Source organism: Kitasatospora sp. NPDC004669 (genome assembly GCF_040609455.1).
Classification (GTDB): Bacteria; Actinomycetota; Actinomycetes; order Streptomycetales; family Streptomycetaceae; genus Kitasatospora.
Map to the genome: position 1 here is coordinate 35,339 of NZ_JBEXKB010000029.1, position 23,249 is coordinate 58,587.

Below are 23,249 nucleotides of genomic sequence, written 5' to 3' on the forward strand. Positions count from 1 at the left end.
CCGGGTCAGAGCCTTCTGCCACTGATCGCGTCCCTCGCTCGGGGAGAGCGAGGGGCGCGAAAGCTCTAGGCGTGGTGGTCGAATTCGCCGGCCTTGAGGCCGTGGAGGAGGGCGGCGAAGGTGGTGGGGGTGGTGCGGAGGATGGTTTCGCCTTCGTCGGACTCGCGGAGTTCAACCAGTCTGTCGGCCTTACGGACCTCCACGCACTCACTGCCGGACCCGCTGAAGGATGACTTCTGCCACTCGGTGTAGGTCATGTTCGGCCTTTCATAGGCTCTGTGCGATCTTGCGAATCAGGCTACGAGACTCGCTCTCGCTCAGCGCCATCGATTCGGTGCGGGCGAAGATGGAGCGATAGCTGGTGAGCTCGTTGACGGCATCCATGTAGACGGGACCACGGGAGGACTCGATCTCCACGGTGTCGAGTTCTGGCACCTTGCCGAATGCATAGGTGAGGTTCTCAACAGCTCCGGGGAAGGTGGCGATGTCGAACGGCACGACACGGACGGTCATCCATGGTTGCTCGGAGTCTTCGAGCAGGGATGCGAGTTGTTCCCGGAGGACCTCGACGCCCCCGAAGCGAGTCCACAGTGCTGACTCGTAGATGAAGAACGTCATCGGCTTCTGATCGCGGCGCAGATCCGTCTTGCGATGCATTCTGAACGCGGTCCGCGCCTCCAACTCGTGTCGAGGAAGTGGAGGGATCGAGCGTTCGAACATCGACGATGCATAACTGATCGTCTGGCAGGGGCCAGGCATGTGGGTGAGGACCCACAGCATGAGGCTGTCTGCGCTCTTCTCAAGCTCGGCGACTTCAAGGAAGCCGTCCGGGATGGTGCCGCGGTACTCCTCCCACCAGCCCTTGGATCGGTCCTGGACCACGGACTCCAGGGCGTCGATCAGAGGCTCGTTCATGCATTTGCAAGCGGCGGCGAAGGAGCGGAGCCGCTCCGGGCTCACGCCGACCCTGGCTGCCTCTATCTGGCTGACCTGAGTCCTGTCGATGCCGAGATCTCTGCTGAGGGTGGCGGTCGACAGCCCGGCGGCCTCGCGCATCTTCCGAAGCTCGGTCCCGATACGGCGTTGACGGAGCGTCGGGCTGAGTCGTGGCGGCATTGGTTCCTTCCTTGCCGAGGTGGCTCAAGTCTGCCGCGCTCCTTGGCGCGGGGTCCACTTGAGAGTGAAGTTACGTGAACGTGGAATCACATGTGACGTAGATGGGCTGTGGTCGATGTCACAGCGATCCGACGGATCGTCAACTCTGGCTGCTGTCACGCCACTTCATCGCATCTCGGGAGAACTCCCATGCGTCGGTCTCGACTCTGCTCAACCTCCTCACCCTGCTCCTCGACGCCGAGCGGGACCGCCCGTGCGATTCCTGATCGGGGCGGCCTTCGCCGTCCTCCTCGCCCTCGCGTTCGCGACCGTCGCCCTGGGCGTCATCACCGCCCTCCGCGCGACCCCGCCCGACGAGGACGCCTGACCCCCGCCAGCCCCCGCCGCCCGTGCGCCGGGGGTTGCGGGCACGATGGACCCCATGCGCACCGACCACTACGCACCGGCGAACACTCTCCTCGGCCTCCTGCAGCGCGGCCGGGGGCAGGGCGCGCTGATAGCCGCCGAGGGCCCGGCTTCGGCCGCCGACCTGGTCTACGGCTGCATCCGTTGGGAATGGCGCTGGGACTCGCAGGTCGACGACCGGCACCTCTACCTGGCCCGGCTGATCCGGGACCTGGAGCTGCCGCTCGGGCCGGTGATCGACATGCTCGCCCTGGACGAGGACACCCGGGACCGGGCCACCGGCGTGCTGGAGCTGCTGGCGCTCGGCGGTTCGGACGAGGCCCGGGAGGCCCTGCGGGTGCAGGCCAAGGAAGAAGAGCAGTGGGAGGACGGCCCGGAGAAGGCGGAGCAGCCGGATCCGATGACCGAGTCGTCGAACGGCGCGCTGCTGGACTTGTTGGCCGACCCGGCCGAATCGGAGAGCCGGAAGATCAACGCATTGCGCGTGCTCTACGAACGGGAACCGGACGCAGCGCTCGCCCCACTCGTCCCGTCGCTCGGCACGGCGGACGGCGAGCACCCACTGCCGATGCTGGCCCTTGCCGTGTACAAGCTCGGCACCCGCGCTCTGTCGGCTGCCCGTGAGTGGGCCGCCTCCGACACCCGCTGGCTGGCCTGGACCGGCGTCGGGGTGCTGACCCGGCACGGGGAGATCCAGGACATCCCGATTCTCATCGCCGAGCTGGAGCGGGATTGGGTGGACCGCACCTGGTGCGGGCCGAGCGTCATCGCGCGCGGGCTGACGCGGTTCGGCCCGAAGGCGGCCGACGCGGTCTCCCTGCTGCGCCGCTTCTGGCTGTGGACGCCGCACTCGTACGAGCGCCATGTCTACTTGGAGGCACTGGCGGCGATGGGGGCGGCCGGGATGGCCGAGGCGTACACCGAGTCGCTCTGGGACTGCCAGTCCGAAGCCCGCCTGCTCGCCGTCGAGCACGCCCCCGATGCGCCTCACGTACGCGAGCGTCTGGCCTACCTCCGGGACGATCCGATGGAGGAGATGGGGATCAGGAGCGTCGCCGGAGTGCGACTCGCCGGGCTTGCCTGAGCGCCCTCGGGTGGGGCCCTCGAAATTCCCTGCAGTGCCGCCGGAGGTTGCGGCACGATGGCGCCCGTGGCAGAGCGGAGATACGAGTACGCACCGGCGGGGACGCTTCTGGGGTTGTTGCAGCGCGGCCGGGGGTTGGGCGCGCGGATGGCGGAGGAGGATCCGTCGTCGGCTGCCGAGCTGGTGTACGGGTGTATCCGCTGGGAGTGGTGCTGGCACCGGAAGGTCGACGAGCGGCACCTCTATCTCGCTCGGCTGACCCGGGACCTGGAGCTGCCGCTCCAGCCCGTGATCGACCTGCTGGCCGGCGACGAGGACACCTGCGGGCGGGCCACCCGAGTCCTGGAGCTGCTGGCACTCGGCGGCTCGGCTGAGGCCCGCGACGCGCTGCGGGCGTACGTCCGGGAGGGCGAGCACTGGGTGAACGTGCTGGATTCGGTGGCCGCCCGCTGGCCCCTTGAGTGGTGGGACGACCTCGAAGGCATTGCGGCGGCGCGCCTGGAGGAGGGCTCGGAGGATCCGCAGTCGTGGGTGCTTCCTTGGATGCATTGGGGCCTGAAGGCCAAGCGGACAGAGCGTCCGGCCGAGAAGCCGGCGCCGACGGAGGGGCTGACCAGCGCGGAGCTGTTGGAGCTGCTCGCTGACCCGGGAGAGTCGGACTGGCGGAAGGTGAGCGCGCTGATCTGGCTGGCACGCCGTGAGCCGGAGCCCGGCCTGGTTCCGCTGGTGCCCTCGCTCGGGACGGCGGACGGCCGGTACGCCCTTTCGACGCTGGGGCGGGCGGTCTGGAAGCTCGGCGTCCTGGCGATGCCGGCCGGGCGGGAGTGGGTCGCCTCCGACACGCGCTGGCTGGCGCAGCTCGGGCACGAGGTGCTGGAGAGGCACGGCGGGAAGGGGGACCTTCCCGGGCTGCTGGCCGAGCTGGAGCGGGACTGGGTGGAGCAGGCCTGGTGCGGGCCGATGTACACCGCCCGCGGGCTGGCGCGGTTCGGTCCGGAGGCGGCGGACGCGACCTCCCTGCTGCGCCGCTTCTGGCTCCACACCCCGCACTCGCACGAGCGCCCCGCCTACCTGAAGGCCCTGGCGGCGATCGGGGCGGCCGGGACGGCCGAGGCCTACACCGAGTCGCTCTGGGACTGCGAATCCGATGCCCGGCTGTTGGGGATCGAGCACGCTCCGGAACGGCCCGAGGTGAGCGCCCGTCTGGCCTACCTGCGCGACGATCCGATGGAGGAAACGGCCGTCCGGGAGGCCGCCGCGGTGCGACTGGCTCGCGGCGAGGCGGGCTAGAGTAGACGCGTGAACGTGTGAGTGATGGTCCGGACCCCGAGAGGTGTTCCGGGCCACATCCATTTCCAGGGCATCCCCTGTGACCTGCACGTTCGCCGGCCCACCAGATCAGCACCAGAGCCTCCGGAGGCCCCGCCTTGAGCGACCAGCCGTTCGCGCATCTGCACGTCCACACCGAGTACTCGATGCTGGACGGTGCCGCCCGGCTGAAGCAGATGTTCAAGGAGGTCGAGCGGCTGGGCCAGACCCATGTCGCGATGACCGACCACGGCAACATGTACGGCGCCGCCGAGTTCCACCGGCAGGCCACCGACGCGGGGATCACCCCCGTCATCGGCATCGAGGCGTACGTCGCCCCGGAGTCCCGCTCGAACACCAAGCGTATCCTGTGGGGTCAGCCGCACCAGAAGAAGGACGACGTCTCCGCGTCCGGCGCGTACACCCACAAGACCATCTGGGCCCGGAACAAGGAGGGCCTGCACAACCTCTTCAAGCTGACCTCGCGCTCCTACGCCGAGGGCTGGCTGGTGAAGTGGCCCCGGATGGACAAGGAGCTGATCTCCGAGCTGTCCGGCGGCCTGATGGCCACCACCGGCTGCCCCTCCGGCGAGGTGCAGACGCGCCTGCGGCTCGGCCAGTTCGACGAGGCCGTGAAGTCCGCCGCCGACTACCAGGACATCTTCGGCAAGGAGAACTACTTCCTGGAGCTGATGGACCACGGCCTCGACATCGAGAAGCGGGTCCGCGACGGGCTGCTGGAGATCAGCAAGAAGCTGAACATCCCCCCGGTGGTCACCAACGACTCGCACTACACCACCGAGGCCGACGCCGGCGCCCACGACCTCCTCCTCTGCGTCCAGACCGGCAAGAACCTCTCCGACCCGGACCGCTTCCGCTTCGACGGCACCGGCTACTACATCAAGTCCGCCGCCGAGATGTACGCGCTGGACTCCTCGGACGCCTGGCAGGAGGGCTGCCGCAACAGCCAGATCCTCGTCGCCTCCCGGGTCGACACCGAGGGCATGTTCAAGTTCAAGAACCTGATGCCCCGCTTCCCGATCCCGGAGGGCTTCGAGTCCGAGGCGGACTTCTTCAAGTCCAAGGTCTGGGAGGGCATGGACTGGCGCTTCCCGGGCGGGTACGACGAGGAGCACAAGAAGCTCGCCGAGTACGAGATGGACACCATCATCCAGATGGGGTTCCCGGCGTACTTCCTCGTGGTCGCGGACTTCATCATGTGGGCCAAGAGCCAGGGCATCGCGGTGGGCCCGGGTCGTGGTTCGGCGGCCGGTTCGCTGGTCGCGTACGCGATGGGCATCACCGACCTCGACCCCATCCCGCACGGCCTGATCTTCGAGCGCTTCCTCAACCCCGAGCGCATCTCCATGCCCGATGTCGACATCGACTTCGACGAGCGTCGGCGCGGTGACGTGATCCGCTACGTGACGGAGAAGTGGGGGTCCGACAAGGTCGCCATGATCGTCACGTACGGCACCATCAAGGCGAAGGCCGCCATCAAGGACTCCTCCCGAGTCCTCGGCTACCCGTACGCGATGGGCGACCGCATCACCAAGGCGATGCCGCCGGACGTCATGGGCAAGGGCATCCCGCTCTCCGGCATCACGGACAGCAGCCACCCGCGCTACGGCGAGGCGGGCGAGATCCGCGGGCTGTACGAGACCGACCCGGACGTGAAGAAGGTCATCGACACCGCGCGCGGTATCGAGGGTCTGATCCGCCAGCCCGGCGTGCACGCGGCCGGCGTCATCATGTCCGCCGAGCCGCTGACCGACCACATCCCGGTCTGGACCCGGCACACCGACGGCGTCACCATCACGCAGTTCGACTACCCGACTTGTGAGGGCCTCGGCCTTCTCAAGATGGACTTCCTCGGCCTGCGCAACCTGACGATCATGGACGACGCCGTCAAGGCGATCGAGAAGAACAAGGGCATCAAGATCAACCTGCTTGATCTGCCCCTGGACGACAAGCCGACCTACGAACTCCTCGCCCGCGGTGACACGCTCGGCGTCTTCCAGCTCGACGGCGGGCCGATGCGCTCGCTGCTGCGCCTGATGAAGCCCGACAACTTCGAAGACATCTCGGCCGTTCTGGCGCTGTACCGCCCCGGCCCGATGGGCGTCAACTCCCACACCAACTACGCGCTGCGCAAGAACGGTCAGCAGGACATCACCCCGATCCACCCGGAGCTGGAGAAGCCCCTGGAGGAGGTGCTCCGGCCCACCTACGGCCTGATCGTCTACCAGGAGCAGGTGCAGAAGGCCGCGCAGATCCTCGCCGGCTACTCGCTCGGCCAGGCGGACCTGCTGCGCCGGGCCATGGGTAAGAAGAAGAAGGAGATCCTGGAGGCGGAGTTCGTCCCCTTCCAGAAGGGCTGCCGTGAGCGCGGCTACTCCGACGCGGCCATCCAGGCGGTGTGGGACGTCCTGGTCCCCTTCTCCGGCTACGCGTTCAACAAGGCGCACACCGCCGGGTACGGGCTGGTCTCGTACTGGACGGCCTACCTCAAGGCCAACTACCCGGCCGAGTACATGTCCGGTCTGCTGACGTCCGTCAAGGACGACAAGGACAAGTCGGCGGTCTACCTCAACGAGTGCCGCAAGATGGGCATCAACGTCCTTCCGCCGGACGTCAACGAGTCGGACTCGGACTTCACCCCGCACGGTGACGACACCGTCCGCTTCGGCCTCACCGCCATCCGCAACGTCGGCGGGCCGGTGGTCGAGTCGATGATCCGGACGAGGAAGACCAAGGGGAAGTTCTCGTCCTTCCCGGACTTCCTGGACAAGGTGGAGTCGGTGGTCTGCAACAAGCGGACCGTCGAATCGCTGATCAAGGCGGGTGCCTTCGACTCGCTCGGGCACACCCGCAAGGGCCTGAGCGCGCAGTTCGAGCCGATGATCGACAACGTCGTCGGCGTGAAGCGCAAGGAGGCCGAGGGGCAGTTCGACCTCTTCGGCGGCGACACGGCCTCGGACGAGCCGAGTTTCGGGCTGGACGTCGTGTTCTCCGAGGAGGAGTGGGAGAAGTCCTTCCTGCTCACCCAGGAGCGGGAGATGCTCGGTCTGTACGTGTCCTCGCACCCGCTGCACGGCATCGAGCACGTGCTCGCCGACAAGGCGGACTGCGCGGTGGCGGACCTCGCGGAGCGGCCGGACGGGACGATCGTCACCATCGGCGGCATCATCTCGGGCCTCCAGCGGAAGATGACCAAGCAGGGCAACGCCTGGGCGATCGCCACCGTCGAGGACCTGGCGGGCTCGATCGACTGCATGTTCTTCCCGGCGAGCTACCAGCTGGTCTCCTCCCAGCTGGTCGAGGACGCCGTGGTGTTCGTCCGCGGCAAGCTGGACAAGCGGGAGGACGTGCCGCGACTGATGGGCATGGAGCTCTCCGTCCCGGACCTGTCGAACGCCCACGCCGAGGCGCCGATCACCATCAACATCCCGAGCGGGAAGGTCACCCCGCCGCTGGTGGCCCGACTCGGTGAGGTGCTGGGCAGCCACCGGGGCACCACCGAGGTGCGGGTGCGGCTGGAGAGCCGGAACAAGACCACGGTGCTGCGGCTGGACCGGCACCGGGTGAAGTCGGACCCGGCGCTGTTCGGGGACCTGAAGCAGCTGCTCGGGCCGAGCTGCCTGGCGGTCTAGCGCGGGAACCGGGCCCGGGGTGCTCGCAGCGCCCCGGGCCTTCGGCGTCCCTCGGGAATCCTCAGGACCCGCTGCCCAGCCCCGGCGGCACCGCCGTGTGCAGCGCCGAGACGAAGGCCGAGATGGCCGGGTGGGAGCCCGCGCCCGCCCGGAACGCCGCCCGGGTGCGCCGGTACATCGGCAGCCGGGTGAGGACGACGCCCGGCGGCGGCTGGGCCGCGCCGAGGTGGGGGACCAGGGCGACGCCCTGGCCGGCGCCCACGAGCGCCAGCACCGTGGTGAAGTCGTCGATCTGGTGCCGGATCCGGGGTGCGAAGCCCGCCGCCTCGCAGGCGCGGACGACCATGGTGTGGCAGAGGGTGCCGGGCGAGGACATGATCCAGGGCGCGCCGCGCTGCTCGGCGACCGTGGCCGGGGCACGGGCCGCCAGGTACATCGGCTCGGTGAAGACCGGACGGGTGACCGCGAGGCCGGGTTCCGGGTCGGCCGGGACGAGGTCGTACTCGTGGACCAGCGCGACGTCCAGCTCGCCCGCGCGCAGCGCCGCGCCGACGGCGGCCGGGTCGACCTCGGTGACCATCGGCTCCAGCCCCGGGTGCCAGGAGGCCAGCTCGGCGAGCACCGCCGGGATGATCGCGCGGGCCGCCGAGGGGTAGGTTCCGATCCGCAGCGGTCCGGCCAACCCCCGCTTGGCGTGGGCGAGTTCGGCGCCCGCCTGCTCCAGCAGGGCGAGCACGGACTCGGCGTGGCGGACCAGGCCCAGCCCGGCCGGGGTGAGGGTGACCCGCCGCCCGGTGCGCTCCAGCAGCGGGACGCCCGCCTCCTTCTCCAGGACGGACAACTGCTGGGACACCGCCGAAGGGCTGAAGGACAGCGCCTCGGCGACGGCCGCGATGGTGCCGAGGTGGGCGAGTTCGCGCAGCAGGCGCAGGCGTCGGACGTCGAGCATCGGCTCAGCTTACGAGAAGCGTCGGAAATGTGAACTGGACCTGCGCTATCCGTCGGCCGCAGGATCGTGGACATGGAACTCAAGGGCATCTACGTCCCCCTGATCACCCCCTTCGCCGCCGACGGCTCGGTCGCCCTCGACGCGCTGGAGAAGCTCGCGTACGAGGTCCTGGACGCCGGGGCGGCCGGGCTGGTCGCGCTCGGCACCACCGGCGAGCCCGCCGCACTGACCGCCGAGGAGCGGGACGTGGTGGTGGACGTCACGGCCGCCGTCTGCGCCGCGCGCGGGGCGCAGCTGATCGTCGGCGCCTCCGGCGGCGACACCCGGGCCGTCGGCGAGGCGCTGGCCGCGCTCGGTGAGCGGGTGCCGCAGGCGGCGGCACTGGTCACCACGCCGTCCTTCGTCCGGGCGGGCGAGGCCGGCACGGTGGCGCACTTCCGGGCGCTGGCCGCGAGCAGCCCGCTGCCGCTGGTCGTCTACCACATCCCGTACCGCACCGGGCAGCAGCTCTCCACCGCCGCGCTGCGCGAACTGGCCGCGATCGACGGCGTGGTGGGCGTCAAGTACGCGACCGGCGGGCTGGACCAGGCGGCCGCCGAGCTGCTCGCCGACACCCCCGGGGGGTTCGCGGTCCTCACCGGGGAGGACGGCTTCCTGGCGCCGATGCTGGCGATCGGCGCGGCCGGCGGCATCCTCGCCTCCGCGCACCTGGCGACCGGCCGCTTCGTCGAGCTGTACGAGGCCTGGCGGGCCGGGGACGTCGAGCGGGCGCGGGCGCTCGGGCACCGGCTGACCGCTCTGGCGCTGTCCGCGTTCGCCGCGCCGAACCCGACGGTGACCAAGGGCGTACTGCACGCCCAGGGCCGGATCCCGACCCCGGACGTGCGGCTGCCGCTGCTGCCGGCCGGGGAGGCGGAGGTCGCGGCCGCGCTTGAGCTCGCGAATGGTCTGGACCAATAGGGTCTGTCCGGGGCGCCTCTCACACCGTGGAACAGCAGGTCGCCCCACCCGCGTGACAAGGCATGATGGGCAGAGTGCGGCTGTAGACAGCACCATCAGAGGAGTAGTCGGAATGAAGATCGGCATTGTCGGGGCCACCGGCCAGGTCGGCGGCGTGGTCCGCGAGATCCTGGCGGAGCGCAACTTTCCGGTGGAGCAGCTGCGGCTGTTCGCCTCGGCCCGCTCGGCCGGGCGCACGCTGCCCTGGCAGGGCACCGAGGTCACCGTCGAGGACGCGGCCACGGCCGACTACACCGGCCTGGACATCGTGATCTTCTCGGCCGGCGGCTCCACCTCCAAGGCCCTGGCCCCCAAGGTGGCCGCGGCCGGTGCCGTCGTCATCGACAACTCCTCCGCCTGGCGCCGTGACCCCGAGGTCCCGCTGGTGGTTTCCGAGGTCAACCCCGAGGCCATCGCCGACCGCCCCAAGGGCATCATCGCCAACCCGAACTGCACCACCATGGCCGCCATGCCCGTGCTGCGCCCGCTGCACGAGGAGGCCGGTCTGGCCGCGCTCGTCGTCTCCACCTACCAGGCCGTCTCCGGCAGCGGTGTGGCCGGCGTCGCCGAGCTGCAGGACCAGGCCGCCAAGGTCGTGGACGGCGCCGCCGCGCTGGCCCACGACGGCGGCGCCGTCGAGTTCCCCGAGCCCAAGGTCTACAAGCGGCCGATCGCCTTCAACGTGGTGCCGCTGGCCGGCGCCGTCGTGGAGGACGGCTCCAATGAGACCGACGAGGAGCAGAAGCTCCGCCACGAGAGCCGCAAGATCCTCGACATCCCTGCTCTGAAGGTCTCCGGCACCTGCGTGCGCGTGCCGGTCTTCTCCGGTCACTCGCTCCAGATCAACGCCCGCTTCGAGCGCCCGATCAGCCCCGAGCGCGCCGTCGAGCTGCTCACCGGCGCCCCCGGCGTCGAGCTGTCCGAGATCCCGACCCCGCTGCAGGCGGCCGGCCGGGACCCGAGCTACGTCGGCCGCATCCGGGTGGACGAGACCGTGGAGAACGGCCTGTCGCTGTTCGTCTCCAACGACAACCTGCGCAAGGGCGCCGCGCTCAACGCCGTCCAGCTGGCCGAGCTGGTCGCCGCCGAGCTCAAGGGCTGACACCCGGCCGTGCCCGGGGGCTGACCCGGAACAACCGGCCGTGACGTTTGGCGGGCCCTGTCGTTGATCAGGGCCCGCCTTCGTGTTTCTTTGCGACTCATTGGGGCGGCTGTTGCGGGACCGGGACATCTGCCGAGGTTCGGGGCGCGAACCTGGGGGAAAAGGTGACCCAACGATCGGGCGGCCACCGGGGGCCCCTCACCCCACCACGCCCGGACGACGGGCGGACCGCCCACCCTGACCGACCTTCGAGGGCGAGCGGAAAGAGGTGCGCAGATGGACCGCTGTGTCGTCCTGGTGGACGCCGGATACCTGCTGGGCGCCGCCGCCAGCCTGCTCGCCGGTGACCCCTCCCGCTCCAAGGTCACCGTGAACCACACCGCGCTGATCAGCGCCCTGCGGGAGCGCGCGGAGGCCGAGACCGGGCTGCCGCTGCTGCGGATCTACTGGTTCGACGCCGCCCCCGACCGCCGCCCGATGCCCGAGCACCGGCGGCTGCGCGTCCTTCCCCGGGTCACCGTTCGGCTGGGCGCCCTCACCCGGGCCGAGGGGCGCTGGGTGCAGAAGGGTGTGGACGCCGCGATGCACGCCGAACTCTCCGAGCTGGCCCGCAACCGGGCCTGCGCGGACGTCGTACTGATCACCGGGGACGGGGACCTGCTGCCCGGGATGATGACCGCCAAGGAGCACGGGGTGGCCGTGCACCTGTGGGCGCTGCAGGCCGCCGACGGGGACTTCAACCAGTCCGAGGACCTGGTCGGCGAGGCCGACGAACGGCGGGTGCTGGACCGCGAGTGGATCGAGGGGTCCTTCTCGCTGCGGGACAACTCCACCGTGTTCCCGGCGCCCGGGGCGGGCGGCGCCCGGCAGGAGATCGCCAAGATCCTCGCCGCCCCGCCCGCCTCGCTGCCGACCGTGGTGCCGCCGGTGGTCCACCCGGCCGCCGGTGCCCCGGCGCCCGAGGCGCCCGCCGCGAACGGGCGGCCGCAGCCGGCCGCGGCGCTGCGGGTGGTGCCCACGCCGAAGGACCTGGCCGGGCGGGTCGCCTCCGTCGCGTCGGTCACCCCGGCGGCGAACGGGCACGTCAACGGCTCCGCCGCCGGCGGGCCGGTACTGCGGTGGTCCTCCGACCGGGGCTGGGTGGACCGGCCCGCGCCGGAGCCGTCCGTCACCGCCGGGGACGGCCTGCCGACCCTGGCCCAGCTGACCACCGCCGAGCAGCGCTGGGCCGACCGCGAGGAGGACATCACCTCGATCGGCGGCGACGCCCACGAGGTCGGGCAGGTCTTCGCCCGGCGCTGGAGCGACCGGCTCGGCGACCTCGAACGGCTCACCCTGCTCTGGCCCGACTACCCGCGCATCCCGCACCGGGTCGACGGCGAGCTGCTGCGCTACGCGGCCCGCTTCGGGCTGCTCGCGCACAAGGACGACCAGATCGACGAACACGACCGCTACGCCATCCGGGCGGGCTTCTGGAAGGAGTTGGCGGCCCGGGTGCCGGGCGGCTCCATGGTGGTGGACGACTAGGGCGTCCCGGTGGTTTCCGGCGATCAGGCCCCCTTGTCCGGTTCGCCCGTGTGAGCGCGTAGAGTCTCCGGTCGTGAACGAGACGGCCGGGCGAGCACCCCAGGACACCCCGCCGTGCGTCGCCGTGCGCGACCTGGTCCGCACCTACCGCACCGGTCGCGGCGCCGCCGCCACCGAGGTCCGGGCCAACGACGGGATCAGCCTGGCCGTCCGGCAGGGTGAGATCTTCGGGCTGCTCGGACCCAACGGGGCCGGGAAGTCCACGCTGGTGCGCCAGCTCACCGGGCTGCTGCGGCCGGACTCCGGCTCGGTCGAACTGCTCGGGCACGACATCGTGCGGCACCCGGAGCGGGCCGCCCGGCTGCTCGGCTACCTCGGGCAGGAGTCCACCGCGCTGGACGAACTGACCGTGGTGCTGGCCGCCGAGACCACCGGGCGGCTGCGCGGCCTCACCCGGGCGCAGGCCCGGGCCGAGGCGGCGGAGGTGCTCACCGAACTCGGGCTGGAGCCGATCGCCGCACGGCCGCTGGCCAAGCTCTCCGGTGGGCAGCGGCGGCTCGCGTGCTTCGCGGCCACCCTGGTGGGGGAGCGGCCGCTGCTCGTCCTGGACGAGCCGACGACGGGCATGGACCCGGTCGCCCGGCGGGCCGTCTGGTCGGCCGTGGACCGGCGGCGGGCCGAGCGCGGGACGACGGTGCTGCTGGTCACCCACAACGTGATCGAGGCGGAGACCGTGCTCGACCGGGTCGCCGTGGTGGACGAGGGCCGGGTGATCGCCTGCGACACGCCCGGCGGGCTCAAGGCGCTGGTGGACGGCGACGTCCGGCTGGACCTGGTCTGGCGGGACGAGGCGCCGGTCGGCGTGCCCGCCGTCGCCGCGCTGGCCGAACGGGCCGAGCGCACCGGGCGCCGCTGGACCGTCCGCACCACCCCCGAGCAGGCCCGCGAACTGGTCGCCGCCGTCACCACCGGCCCGGCCTTCGCCGCCCTCGACGACTTCACCCTCGCCACCCCGAGCCTTGAGGACGCCTACCTCAAGCTGGGCGGCCGCCACGGAGGTCTGGCCAAGTGACGTTGCTCTCGGTGCCCCCGCGGACCGACCGGTCGACGGCCGGGCCCGCCCCGCTGGCCCCCGCCGCCCGGCTGCTGCCCTCGCTCGCCGCGGTGTACCGGGCGCAGCTGGCCCGGGCCAAGGTGGCGCGGATCCCGCTGCTGTTCGTGGCGACCTTCCAGTCCGTCGGCATCCTGGTGATGATGCGGGGCGTCGTGGACGCCGGGCAGACCTCGGCGGCGCGGTCGGTGGTCGCCGGGTCGAGCGTGCTGGTGGTGGCCTTCGTCGCGCTCAACCTGCTCGCCCAGTACTTCGGGAAGCTGCGGGCCACCGGGGGCCTGGACCACTACGGGACGCTGCCGGTGCCGGCCGCCTCGGTGGTGCTCGGCGCGGCCGGCGCGTACGCCTCGTTCACCCTGCCGGGGACGCTGGTCACGGCGGGCATCGGCGCGGTGATGTTCGGACTGCCGCTGGGGCAGCTGTGGGTGCTGCTGGCGGTCGTGCCGCTGGCCGGGGCCGCGTTGTCCGGGCTGGGCGCGGCCTGCGGGCTGCTGGCGCCGCGGCAGGAGATCGCGACGATGCTGGGGCAGCTCGGCATGTCGGCGGCCCTGCTGCTGGGCGTGCTGCCGGTGGACCACCTGCCGCAGCCGGTGCTGTGGCTGCGTGACCTGCTGCCTTCGACGTACGGGGTGGAGGCCTTCGCCCGGACCTTCGCGCCGGACCCGGACTGGGCGATGGTCGCGGCGGACCTGGGAGTCTGCGCGGGGGTCGGCGTGGTGTCGCTGGCTCTGGCCACCTGGGCCTACCGGCGGGCGGTCGCGCGGTAGGGCCTGTCGCCGATGCCCGGGCGGTGGGGCCGTTCGGGCGGCCGTCGTGAAACGATGGGGCCTGTGACCGTACCGAACACACCTCCGGATCCCGCCCACGCCGACGTGGAGGCGGAGCCGGGTGCCGTGCCCGACCCGTTCGCGCCGCCGCCGGTCTCGGACGAGGAGCCGCCCCCGGGTATGCCGGAGGCCCCGCCCGTGGTGGAGCACCCGCTGCTGGCGGAACTGCGGATCGGGGCGGGCGTCGTGGTCGTCTGCCTGCTGGTCGGACTGGCGATGGCCGGGCTGTGGGCCTGGCTGGCGCCGAAGGTGCCGCTGCTGGTGGACGGCGACCGGATCCTCTACGCGGACCCCGAGGGCGAGCAGCGGGCGGGCGCCGACGCGGTGTTCGTGCTGATCGGGCTGGGCGCCGGGATCGTGACGGCGCTCGGGGCCTTCCTGGTGACCCGCAAGCGCGGCGGCGGCATCGCGGTCGCACTGGGGCTGGCCGTCGGCGGACTGCTCGGGTCGATCGGTGCCTGGCGGATCGGACGCTGGCTCGGGCCCAGCGACCACCTGATCGCGGAGGCCCGGCGGGTCGGCAACGGCGGGCACTTCGACGCGAGCATCGACCTGGGGGCGCTGGGGGCGCTGCTGGTGTGGCCGATGGTGGCGATGGTGGTGCTGCTGGCGCTGTCCGCGGCGTTCGGCAAGCGGGAGGAGGACCCGCCGCCGTACTGGGGGGCTCCGGCGGGGACGTACGGGGCCCCTGAGGCTCCCCCCGCGGCTCCCTCGGCGGGGGTGGCTCCGGCGGACGCGGCAGCGCGGGAGCGCGGGAAGGGCTGAGGTCCTCTCGGCAGGGCCGAGTTCTAGGGCGAGGCGGAAGGTCGGCGGTCCGGTACGGGCCGGGCCTTCCGCCTCGTGCCGTTTCCCGGGCCCTCAGCGGGCGATCTCGGCCGTGTGGGCCCGGGTGAGGGCGATCAGGTCGGCGGGGGCCAGCTCGACCTCCAGGCCCCGCCTGCCCGCCGAGACGTAGACGGTGAGGTGGCCGAGGGCGCTGGCGTCGACCACCGTGCGCAGCGGGCGGCGCTGGCCGAGCGGGGAGATGCCGCCGAGGACGTAGCCGCTGCTGCGCTCGGCGGCGGCCGGGTCGGCCATGGCGGCGCGCTTGCCGCCGACGGCGGCGGCCAGGGCCTTGAGGTCGAGCTGGCCGGCGACCGGGACCACCCCGACGGTGAGGGTGCCGTCCACGTCGGCGACCAGGGTCTTGTAGACCCGCTCGGGGGCGACGCCCAGGGCCTCGGCGGCCTCGCCGCCGTAGGAGGCGGCGGCCGGGTCGTGCTCGTAGGCGTGGACGGTGAAGGCGACGGCGGCGGTCTCCAGGGCGACGGTGGCCGGGGTGCCCTGGCCGCCCTTCCTGGGCTTCTTGGCCATACGGGGGTCCTGGGTCAGTTGGGGCTGAAGGACTGGCGGGTGAGGTCGACCGCGGGGAGCGAGGGCAGCCAGCTGAGGACGGCGCTCTCCCGGCGCAGCAGGTCGAGTTCGGTGCGCAGCCGCTGGGCGGTGTCGGGGCAGGCGAGCAGCTGCTGCTTGACCGGGGTCTCGAACACCGAGGCGGCGGCGACCAGGTAGGAGAGCACCTGGGGGTCGTCGGGCAGTTGCGGGCGGCCCACGGTGGTGGCCTCCTTGGCTCCGGCCAGGCGCTTCTGGTAGACCCGGAACGCCCGCTCGACCTCGGAGGCGAGGGCGCCGGAGCCCTCGCCGGACTGCTCCTCGATCGGCTCGATCTCGCCGGTCAGGTACGGACCGGTGACGTCCACCGAGCGCAGCCGGAACCGGGTGGTGCCGGTGACCAGGAGCTCGTAGCGTCCGTCGGGCTGCTCCTGGACGGAGGAGACGTCGGCGACGCAGCCGATGTGGAACAGCGCCTCCAGCGGGTCGCCGGTGGCGGTGCCCAGGCCGTCGAGCGGGCCGGCCGGGCCCTCCTCGGGTCTGACCGGGGCGACCTCCCGGCCGTCCTTGATGGCGAGCACGCCGAAGCGGCGCGGCGCGTCGTCGGGCTGTTCGAGCAGGTCGGCGACGAGACGGCGGTAGCGCTCCTCGAAGACGTTCAGGGGCAGCACGAGGCCCGGGTAGAGCACGGTGTTCAGCGGGAAGAGCGGCAGCCGTTCTGTCACGGCCGACAGCGTAGTTCCGTTCCTTGAGAGACAGTGAATCTCAGGGATTTGCCCATCACGGGGCAAAGGTCCTCGTCTGATCCGGTCTGGAGGGCCGGTGCGAGGTAGACGCTTCGCAGCCGGCGGCGGGACCAGGTCCCGTCTTACGGTCGGCTCCACGTCCGTTTCGCGTCTCCGGGCCACTCCCGGCGACGTGGCGCTTCACGAGGGAAGCGAGGTTGAGCGCGGCGTTCTCATCGCGGTCGATGATGAGCCCGCAGTGTCCACAGGTGAACGTACGTACCCGTAGAGGCAGTTTGGGTTTCACTGCCTGGCAGTGGGAGCACGTCTTGGAGCTGGGGAACCAGCGGTCGGCGACTTCGAGCCGGCCGCCGTTCCAGGCGGTCTTGTAGGCGAGTTGGCGGCGGATCTCGCCGAATCCGGCGTCGGACACGGCCCGGGCGAGCCTGCGGTTCTTCACCATCCCGGCGACGTTGAGGTCCTCGACCACGATCGTGCCGTACTCGCTGGCGAGTTCGGTGGTGAGTTTGTGGAGGCCGTCGCGGCGCAGGTTGGCGATGCGGTGGTGGACCTTGTTGCGCTGGTCGTTGGCGCGCAGCCATCGCTTCGAGGGTTGCCGACCCGTGCGGTGATCGGGCCCGGCGCGTCGGGAGGCGGTGCGGGACAGGCGGCGCGGTTTCTTCTGGGCGTGGTCGTAGTGTTTCGGGTTCCCAGCGGCGGGGCGGCCGTCGGAGAACACCGCGAGGGTCTTCACGCCGAGATCGACGCCGATCACCGCGTCCGGCCGCCTCGGCGTGGGGTCGCTCCGCTCGACCTCGACCGAGAACGAGACGTACCAGCGTCCGGCGTCCAGACGTACGGTCGCGGACTTGATCCTCGCGGTGCCGTTCTCGATCCTGCGGGCCAGCTTGCGGGTGGACTCGTGGGTCCTGATCCGGCCGAGCACGGGCAGCACGACGTGCGTGCGCCCCTCCAGGCGGATGACGCCGGTGGTGAACCGGCACGACTTGACGGCCTTGTGCTTCGACTTGAAGCGCGGGAAACCCATCGGGCGACCCTTGCGCCCGCCGTTCCTGGAGTCGGACCAATTCCTCAGCCCCGTGGCGAGCTGGTCCAAGCCGGTGGCGTACGCCTCCTTGGAGCACTGCGCCCACCACGGCGCGACGTCGCCCTTGGCCTGGTTCCACGCCTCGCGCAGGGAGTACATCGACCAGCCGAAGGAGGGCGTGAGGTCCTCGATGCCGTAGGACTTCTCCGCCTCCCGCTGGGACAGGTTCGCCTTGACCCGCGCGAGCGCCCAGTTGTACGCCACCCGAACTGCCCCGGCATGCCGCAGCAACGCACCGACCTGACGTTCCATCGGGTCGAGCGCGAAGCGGTACGCCTGCGTCACGATCACCAGGCGACCGTACCGCCCGCCACCGACATTCGGGCGAAATGCCCGGAACAGTAAGGAATGCTGATGAAATTGACAACAGTTGGCTGCCCCGGGCCCGGGCTTTGTCGCCCGGTTAACGCCGTAGGCGCCGTCGATGGGGTCGACGGCGTCGGGGGCGAGGGGCTCAGCCGCGCTGGAGCAGCCGGGTGGCGCCCGCCACCACCGTGGAGGCGAGCAGCCAGCCGACCACCACCAGCCCGGCGGAGATCCACTGGGAGATCCCGCCGGGGTTCCAGGCGCCCTGGTTGAGGTCGACGATCGGCAGCAGCTGGTTGAGGGTGTACAGCACCGCGTCCCAGTGCGGGCGCTCGTCGGCCTTGAGCGGATCCGGCTGGTGGGTGGCGAACCATATGCTGCCGAGCGCCCACGCGAGCAGCAGCCACAGGCCCGCCCGGCCGGGGCGGTAGCCGTAACCGACGGTGACGTCCTGGACCCGGCCCCAGATCCGGGCGGGCAGCGGCAGGGTCCGGCGGCGGCGGCGCTGCTTGGCGTACAGCACCTCGCGGGCGTCGTCGTCGGCGCCGTCGCGGCGCAGGGCCGCGGCGAGCTGCTCGTAGGACTCCGGCTGGAAGTCCACCGACGAGCCCTCCAGCCAGGCGATCCGCTGCTGCACGGTGAAGGGCCGGACCGGGCGCAGGTTCTCGTAGACGAAGCCGGTCAGTCCCAGGTGCTTGCCGCGCGGCCAGGCCTCCGGGACGTCGACCAGGTTGCCGACCCGGGCGCGGGAGAGTGAGACGGTGCCGGTGGGGCGGATCCGGCAGGTGAAGCGCAGCTCGGGGGTGTGGATGCGGCGCAGCGACAGCTCGTCGTCACCTTCCAGGTGGAACTCGCCGGAGATCAGGCAGGCGGCCTCGAAGCGGGCGTCGGACAGCCGGACCTGGCCGTGGGCGCGGAAGGGGGTGCTGGGGGCGCCGGGCGGGGGGCTCTGGCCGTAGCCGGAGCCGTAGTAGCTGCGGGAGCCGTACCAGCCGCCGTCGGCGGAGCTGGTCAGGTAGAGGGTGTGGCCGACGACGATCCGCACGGCGTTCAGGCAGACGCGGTTCTGCGGGTCGGCGTGCAGCTGGGCGCCGCGCAGCGAGAGCCGGCCGCCTATTCGGGCCGTTCGGATGCTCAACTCGCCCCGGACCTCGATGCGTTCGGCCTCGAAGTCCTGGTGGACGGTCATCCCGTCGGCGGACAGCGCCCGGCCGAAGCGGTCGCAGCCGATCACCGCCAGGTTCAGCAGCAGGTCGGTGCCGATCTTGGCGTCGGTGAGCCGGATGCCCTCCGGGACCCGGCAGCGGGCCAGGTGGAGGTCGCCGGTGGTGGACAGCCGGGACGCCTCCAGCCGGGGGACCAGGCAGTCGACCATGCGGATGGTGCTGGCCTCGGCCTCCGAGATCAGGACCTTGTGCTCGAAGCGGCAGCCGCGCAGCTCGACGTACTGCTGGATCCGGCCGCCGGCCAGGTTGAGCGCGCCGGTGACCGTCACCCCGCTCATCCGCAGCGAGGCGACCCGCCCGGGCGCCGCCTCCGGGCCGGCCAGCAGCAGGTGGGCGAGCGCCTCGGCGCTGACCGTCCGCCCGGGCCCCCACGCGGCGTCCCCGTAGGGGTCGTCGATGTCGGTTTGGCCACTCCGCCGGTCGAAGACATCCCCTTGGCGGAAGGCCTCCCAGAGCTCCCGCTCGGTGTCGGTCCAGCTCTCCGGAGCGCATTCCGCCATGGTTTCCCCCGTCACCCGGTCGTCTCGCCTTTCGTATCACGGACTGAAATGTGGGACCAGCGATTCCGGCCACTCCTTACACTGGGTGGCGTGATCTCTCGAATCGACCTCCGCGGCTCGCTCGACGACCCGCGTGACCTGCTGCCCCGTGCCGAGTTCGACGTGGCGGCCGCGCTGGAGAAGGTGCGGCCGATCGCCGAGGACGTACGCCATCGTGGGGTCGCGGCGCTGATCGAGATCACCGAGCGCTTCGACGGCGTCCGGCTGGAGTCGACCCGTGTCCCGGCCGAGCAGCTGACCGAGGCCCTGGAGACGCTGGACCCGAAGGTGCGGGCCGCGCTGGAGGAGTCCATCCGCCGGGCCCGCGCCGTGCACGCGGACCAGCGCCGCACCGGGCACACCACCCAGGTGGTGCCGGGCGGCACGGTCACCCAGCGCTGGGTGCCGGTCGAGCGGGTCGGCCTGTACGTGCCGGGCGGGCTGGCGGTCTACCCGTCCTCCGTGGTGATGAACGTGGTGCCGGCCCAGGAGGCGGGCGTCCAGGGCATCGCGGTCACCTCCCCGCCGCAGAAGGCGTTCGACGGCCGGGTTCACCCGACCATCCTGGCGGCCTGCGCGCTGCTCGGCGTCGACGAGGTCTACTCGGTCGGCGGCGCCCAGGCGGTGGCGATGTTCGCCCTGGGCACCGAGGAGTGCGCCCCGGTCACCATGGTCACCGGCCCCGGCAACATCTACGTGGCCGCCGCCAAGCGGCTGTTCGCCGGCCGGATCGGCATCGACTCCGAGGCCGGCCCGACCGAGATCGCCGTCCTCGCCGACGACAGCGCGCTGCCGAGCGACGTGGCCGCCGACCTGATCAGCCAGGCCGAGCACGGCCCGACCTCCGGCTCGGTGCTGGTCACCGACTCCCCGGCGCTGGCCGATGCGGTCGAGGCCGAGCTCGCCGTGCAGGTCGCGAAGACCAAGCACAGCGAGCGGGTCGCCGAGGCGCTCGGCGGCCGGCAGTCCGGCATCATCCTGGTCGACGACCTGACCCAGGGCCTCGCCGTGGTCAACGCGTACGCGGCCGAGCACCTGGAGATCCAGACCCGCGACCCGCACGCGGTCGCCGCCCGGGTGGTCAACGCCGGCGCGATCTTCATCGGCCGCTGGACCCCGGTCTCGCTGGGCGACTACGCGGCCGGCTCCAACCACGTGCTGCCGACCGGCGGCTGCGCCTGCCACTCCTCCGGGCTGTCGGTGCAGACGTTCCTGCGCGGCGTCCAGGTCGTCGAGTACGACCGGGACGCGCTGGCGGACGTCGCCGCGCACGTGGTCAACCTGGCCAACGCCGAGGATCTCCCCGGGCACGGGGACGCGATCAAGGCTCGCTTCGACTGGACGGTGCCGGGCGCGTGACCATTCGTATCGACGATCTCCCGATCCGGGACGAGCTGCGCGGCCAGTCCCCGTACGGCGCACCGCAGTTGGACGTACCCGTCCAGCTGAACACCAACGAGAACCCCTACCCGCTCCCCGAGGAGCTGGTGGCCCGGATCGCCGAGCGCGTCGCCGAGGCCGCCCGCAACCTCAACCGCTACCCCGACCGGGACGCGGTCGAGCTGCGCGAGGGCCTGGCCGGCTACCTGACCCGCACCACCGGCTTCCCGGTCGTACGTGAGCAGGTCTGGGCCGCCAACGGCTCCAACGAGGTGCTCCAGCAGCTGCTGCAGACCTTCGGCGGCCCCGGCCGCAGCGCGCTGGGCTTCGAGCCCTCGTACTCGATGCACGCGCTGATCTCCCGGGGCACCGGCACCGCCTGGATCTCCGGCCCCCGCAGCGACGACTTCACCATCGACGTGGACGCCGCCCTCGCCGCGATCGCCGAGCACCGGCCGAACGTGGTGTTCATCTGTTCGCCGAACAACCCGACCGGCACCGCCGTCGAGGCCGAGACCGTGCTGCGGCTCTACGAGGCCGCGCAGGCCGCCCGGCCCAGCCTGGTGGTGGTGGACGAGGCGTACGTCGAGTTCTCGCACCGCGCCTCGCTGCTGCCGCTGATCGAGGGCCGCCCCAACCTGGTGGTCAGCCGCACGATGTCCAAGGCCTTCGGCGCCGCCGGGCTGCGCCTGGGCTACCTGGCCGCCGACCGGGCGGTGGTGGACGCCGTCCAGCTGGTGCGCCTGCCGTACCACCTGTCGGCCGTCACCCAGGCCACCGCGCTGGCCTGCCTGGAGCACACCGACACCCTGCTCGGGTACGTCGGCCGGCTCAAGGAAGAGCGCGACCGGCTGGTCGACGCGCTGCGCGGAACGGGTCTGGAGGTCACCGACTCGGACGCCAACTTCGTCCAGTTCGGCCGCTTCGCCGACACCCACGCCGTCTGGCAGGCCATCCTCGACCAGGGTGTCCTGGTCCGTGACAACGGCGTCCCCGGGTGGCTGCGCGTCACCGCCGGCACGCCGGCCGAGAACGACGCCTTCCTGGACGCCGTCCGCACCGTGATCAAGGAGCTGTAACCCCGTATGTCCCGCATCGGACGCGTCGAGCGCACCACCAAGGAGACCTCCGTCCTGGTCGAGATAGACCTCGACGGCACCGGCAAGACCGACATCTCGACGGGCGTCGGGTTCTACGACCACATGCTCGACCAGCTCGGTCGGCACGGTCTGTTCGACCTCACCGTCAAGACCGACGGCGACCTGCACATCGACACCCACCACACCATCGAGGACACCGCCCTCGCACTCGGCGCCGCCTTCAAGCAGGCGCTCGGCGACAAGGTCGGCATCTACCGCTTCGGCAACTGCACGGTGCCGCTGGACGAGTCGCTCGCCCAGGTCACCGTGGACCTCTCCGGCCGGCCCTACCTGGTGCACACCGAGCCCGAGGGCATGGCGCCGATGATCGGCAGCTACGACACCACGATGACCCGGCACATCCTGGAGTCCTTCACGGCCCAGGCCCAGATCGCGCTGCACGTGCACGTCCCGTACGGGCGCAACGCGCACCACATCGTGGAGTGCCAGTTCAAGGCGCTGGCCCGGGCGCTGCGCTACGCCGCCGAGCGCGACCCGCGCGCGGCCGGAATCCTCCCGTCGACCAAGGGTGCGCTGTGAACAAGACCGCGACGATCCTCCTCTTCGTCGGCCTTTTCCTGGCCGGCGGAGTGATCTCCTTCTGGAAGCAGAAGCTGCCGAAGGGCGTCATCCTGGTGCTGGCCATCGGCTCCGTGATGTGCCTGGGCTCCGGCCTCATGCGCCTGTAGACCCGCCGTAGAGAGACTGGACACCTGAACATGGGCAAGAACGTCGTCGTCCTCGACTACGGCTCCGGCAACCTCCGCTCCGCGCAGCGCGCCCTGGAACGGACCGGGGCGAACGTCACGGTCAGCTCCGACTACGACACCGCGATGGCCGCGGACGGCCTGCTCGTCCCCGGCGTGGGCGCCTTCGAGGCCTGCATGCGCGGACTGAAGTCGGTCCGCGGGGACTGGATCATCGGCCGCCGGCTCGCCGGGGGCCGCCCGGTCATGGGCATCTGCGTCGGCATGCAGATCCTCTTCGAGAAGGGGGTCGAGCACGGCGTGGAGACGGCCGGCTGCGACGAGTGGCCGGGCACCGTCGAGCCGCTGGACGCCCCCGTCGTCCCACACATGGGCTGGAACACCGTGGACGCGCCCGAGGGCAGCCGGATGTTCGCCGGCCTGGACCCGGAGACCCGCTTCTACTTCGTGCACTCCTACGGGGTGCGGCACTGGGAGCTGGAGACCCACAGCGCGCGGATCAACCCGCCGCTGGTCACCTGGGCCACCCACGGCCAGCCGTTCGTCGCCGCCGTCGAGAACGGCCCGCTGTGGGCCACCCAGTTCCACCCCGAGAAGTCCGGTGACGCCGGCGCCGCCCTGCTGACCAACTGGGTCAACACCCTCTGACCGTCTGAGAGTTGTGTAA

At 71.5% G+C, this 23,249-nt stretch carries 21 protein-coding genes; 14 read left to right on the forward strand and 7 right to left on the reverse strand.

Annotated elements, in window-relative coordinates:
• Positions 1-65 precede the first annotated feature (65 nt).
• Positions 66-257 (reverse strand): DUF397 domain-containing protein, encoded by a 192-nt coding sequence (locus ABZW30_RS23640; RefSeq protein ID WP_355673154.1) that lies wholly within the window; start codon positions 255-257, stop codon positions 66-68.
• 10 nt (positions 258-267) lie between these two features.
• Positions 268-1,116, reverse strand: coding sequence for a helix-turn-helix transcriptional regulator (locus tag ABZW30_RS23645; RefSeq protein WP_355673155.1), 849 nt, complete (start codon positions 1,114-1,116; stop codon positions 268-270).
• 421 nt (positions 1,117-1,537) lie between these two features.
• Between ABZW30_RS23645 and ABZW30_RS23650 the strand changes: the two genes are divergently transcribed.
• The 3 genes from ABZW30_RS23650 to dnaE all read left to right on the forward strand — a co-directional run bounded on the left by ABZW30_RS23650 (position 1,538) and on the right by dnaE (position 7,566).
• Entirely contained in the window at positions 1,538-2,605 is a 1,068-nt protein-coding gene (locus ABZW30_RS23650) for a hypothetical protein (RefSeq protein ID WP_355673156.1), read from the forward strand.
• A 66-nt stretch (positions 2,606-2,671) separates the two neighbouring features.
• Positions 2,672-3,895 carry a hypothetical protein gene (locus ABZW30_RS23655; protein WP_355673157.1) on the forward strand — a complete coding sequence of 408 codons (1,224 nt, stop codon included), beginning with the start codon at positions 2,672-2,674 and terminating at the stop codon, positions 3,893-3,895.
• Between the two features lie 137 nt (positions 3,896-4,032).
• Positions 4,033-7,566 carry a DNA polymerase III subunit alpha gene (gene dnaE, locus ABZW30_RS23660; protein WP_355673158.1) on the forward strand — a complete coding sequence of 1,178 codons (3,534 nt, stop codon included), beginning with the start codon at positions 4,033-4,035 and terminating at the stop codon, positions 7,564-7,566.
• A gap of 61 nt (positions 7,567-7,627) precedes the next feature.
• Here dnaE and ABZW30_RS23665 read toward each other — a convergent pair whose 3' ends face one another.
• Positions 7,628-8,515, reverse strand: coding sequence for a LysR family transcriptional regulator (locus tag ABZW30_RS23665; RefSeq protein ID WP_355673159.1), 888 nt, complete (start codon positions 8,513-8,515; stop codon positions 7,628-7,630).
• Between the two features lie 72 nt (positions 8,516-8,587).
• Here ABZW30_RS23665 and ABZW30_RS23670 point away from each other — a divergent pair, with 72 nt between their 5' ends.
• The 6 genes from ABZW30_RS23670 (at position 8,588) to ABZW30_RS23695 (ending at position 14,846) form a co-directional block, all read left to right on the forward strand.
• On the forward strand, positions 8,588-9,475 hold the full coding sequence (locus ABZW30_RS23670; protein ID WP_355673160.1) for a dihydrodipicolinate synthase family protein: 888 nt from the start codon (positions 8,588-8,590) through the stop codon (positions 9,473-9,475).
• A gap of 112 nt (positions 9,476-9,587) precedes the next feature.
• Positions 9,588-10,616 (forward strand): aspartate-semialdehyde dehydrogenase, encoded by a 1,029-nt coding sequence (locus tag ABZW30_RS23675; RefSeq protein ID WP_355673161.1) that lies wholly within the window; start codon positions 9,588-9,590, stop codon positions 10,614-10,616.
• A gap of 276 nt (positions 10,617-10,892) precedes the next feature.
• A complete protein-coding gene (locus ABZW30_RS23680; protein ID WP_355673162.1) occupies positions 10,893-12,143 on the forward strand; it encodes an NYN domain-containing protein in 1,251 nt (416 codons plus the stop codon).
• 73 nt (positions 12,144-12,216) lie between these two features.
• Complete coding sequence (locus ABZW30_RS23685) at positions 12,217-13,215, forward strand: ABC transporter ATP-binding protein (protein ID WP_355673163.1); 999 nt, start codon at positions 12,217-12,219, stop codon at positions 13,213-13,215.
• Between the two features lie 2 nt (positions 13,216-13,217).
• Positions 13,218-14,021 carry an ABC transporter permease gene (locus ABZW30_RS23690; RefSeq protein ID WP_355673218.1) on the forward strand — a complete coding sequence of 268 codons (804 nt, stop codon included), beginning with the start codon at positions 13,218-13,220 and terminating at the stop codon, positions 14,019-14,021.
• A gap of 63 nt (positions 14,022-14,084) precedes the next feature.
• Positions 14,085-14,846: a hypothetical protein gene (locus ABZW30_RS23695; RefSeq protein WP_355673164.1), complete on the forward strand. Its 762-nt coding sequence runs from the start codon at positions 14,085-14,087 to the stop codon at positions 14,844-14,846.
• Positions 14,847-14,939: 93 nt separating this feature from the next.
• Here the strand turns inward: ABZW30_RS23695 and ybaK are convergent, their stop codons facing one another.
• The 4 genes from ybaK to ABZW30_RS23715 form a co-directional block, all read right to left on the reverse strand.
• A complete protein-coding gene (gene ybaK / locus ABZW30_RS23700) occupies positions 14,940-15,434 on the reverse strand; it encodes a Cys-tRNA(Pro) deacylase (RefSeq protein ID WP_355673165.1) in 495 nt (164 codons plus the stop codon).
• Between the two features lie 14 nt (positions 15,435-15,448).
• Positions 15,449-16,177, reverse strand: coding sequence for an LON peptidase substrate-binding domain-containing protein (locus tag ABZW30_RS23705; protein WP_355673166.1), 729 nt, complete (start codon positions 16,175-16,177; stop codon positions 15,449-15,451).
• A 55-nt stretch (positions 16,178-16,232) separates the two neighbouring features.
• Complete coding sequence (tnpB, locus tag ABZW30_RS23710) at positions 16,233-17,576, reverse strand: IS607 family element RNA-guided endonuclease TnpB (RefSeq protein ID WP_355673167.1); 1,344 nt, start codon at positions 17,574-17,576, stop codon at positions 16,233-16,235.
• Positions 17,577-17,739: 163 nt separating this feature from the next.
• Positions 17,740-19,317: an oxidoreductase gene (locus tag ABZW30_RS23715; RefSeq protein ID WP_355673168.1), complete on the reverse strand. Its 1,578-nt coding sequence runs from the start codon at positions 19,315-19,317 to the stop codon at positions 17,740-17,742.
• Positions 19,318-19,407: 90 nt separating this feature from the next.
• Between ABZW30_RS23715 and hisD the strand changes: the two genes are divergently transcribed.
• The 5 genes from hisD to hisH are packed head-to-tail and all read left to right on the forward strand — an operon-like array spanning position 19,408 to position 23,230.
• Positions 19,408-20,715, forward strand: a complete 1,308-nt coding sequence (gene hisD, locus ABZW30_RS23720; protein ID WP_355673169.1) for a histidinol dehydrogenase — start codon at positions 19,408-19,410, stop codon at positions 20,713-20,715.
• A complete protein-coding gene (locus ABZW30_RS23725) occupies positions 20,712-21,815 on the forward strand; it encodes a histidinol-phosphate transaminase (protein ID WP_355673170.1) in 1,104 nt (367 codons plus the stop codon). The genes hisD and ABZW30_RS23725 overlap by 4 nt, the downstream gene beginning before the upstream one ends.
• 6 nt (positions 21,816-21,821) lie before the next feature.
• Entirely contained in the window at positions 21,822-22,415 is a 594-nt protein-coding gene (gene hisB, locus ABZW30_RS23730; protein ID WP_355673171.1) for an imidazoleglycerol-phosphate dehydratase HisB, read from the forward strand.
• Positions 22,412-22,564, forward strand: a complete 153-nt coding sequence (locus ABZW30_RS23735; protein WP_350510251.1) for a hypothetical protein — start codon at positions 22,412-22,414, stop codon at positions 22,562-22,564. The genes hisB and ABZW30_RS23735 overlap by 4 nt, the downstream gene beginning before the upstream one ends.
• A gap of 30 nt (positions 22,565-22,594) precedes the next feature.
• Positions 22,595-23,230: an imidazole glycerol phosphate synthase subunit HisH gene (gene hisH, locus ABZW30_RS23740; protein WP_355673172.1), complete on the forward strand. Its 636-nt coding sequence runs from the start codon at positions 22,595-22,597 to the stop codon at positions 23,228-23,230.
• The last annotated feature ends 19 nt before the right edge of the window (positions 23,231-23,249 follow it).

Bases quoted from the DNA above. Each gene is read 5' to 3' on its own strand.
- ABZW30_RS23640 (WP_355673154.1), bottom strand. From the start codon at position 257: ATGACCTACACCGAGTGGCAGAAGTCATCCTTCAGCGGGTCCGGCAGT.
- ABZW30_RS23645 (WP_355673155.1), bottom strand. From the start codon at position 1,116: ATGCCGCCACGACTCAGCCCGACGCTCCGTCAACGCCGTATCGGGACC.
- ABZW30_RS23650 (WP_355673156.1), top strand. From the start codon at position 1,538: ATGCGCACCGACCACTACGCACCGGCGAACACTCTCCTCGGCCTCCTG.
- ABZW30_RS23665 (WP_355673159.1), bottom strand. From the start codon at position 8,515: ATGCTCGACGTCCGACGCCTGCGCCTGCTGCGCGAACTCGCCCACCTC.
- ABZW30_RS23670 (WP_355673160.1), top strand. From the start codon at position 8,588: ATGGAACTCAAGGGCATCTACGTCCCCCTGATCACCCCCTTCGCCGCC.
- ABZW30_RS23675 (WP_355673161.1), top strand. From the start codon at position 9,588: ATGAAGATCGGCATTGTCGGGGCCACCGGCCAGGTCGGCGGCGTGGTC.
- ABZW30_RS23680 (WP_355673162.1), top strand. From the start codon at position 10,893: ATGGACCGCTGTGTCGTCCTGGTGGACGCCGGATACCTGCTGGGCGCC.
- ybaK (WP_355673165.1), bottom strand. From the start codon at position 15,434: ATGGCCAAGAAGCCCAGGAAGGGCGGCCAGGGCACCCCGGCCACCGTC.
- ABZW30_RS23715 (WP_355673168.1), bottom strand. From the start codon at position 19,317: ATGGCGGAATGCGCTCCGGAGAGCTGGACCGACACCGAGCGGGAGCTC.
- hisB (WP_355673171.1), top strand. From the start codon at position 21,822: ATGTCCCGCATCGGACGCGTCGAGCGCACCACCAAGGAGACCTCCGTC.
- hisH (WP_355673172.1), top strand. From the start codon at position 22,595: ATGGGCAAGAACGTCGTCGTCCTCGACTACGGCTCCGGCAACCTCCGC.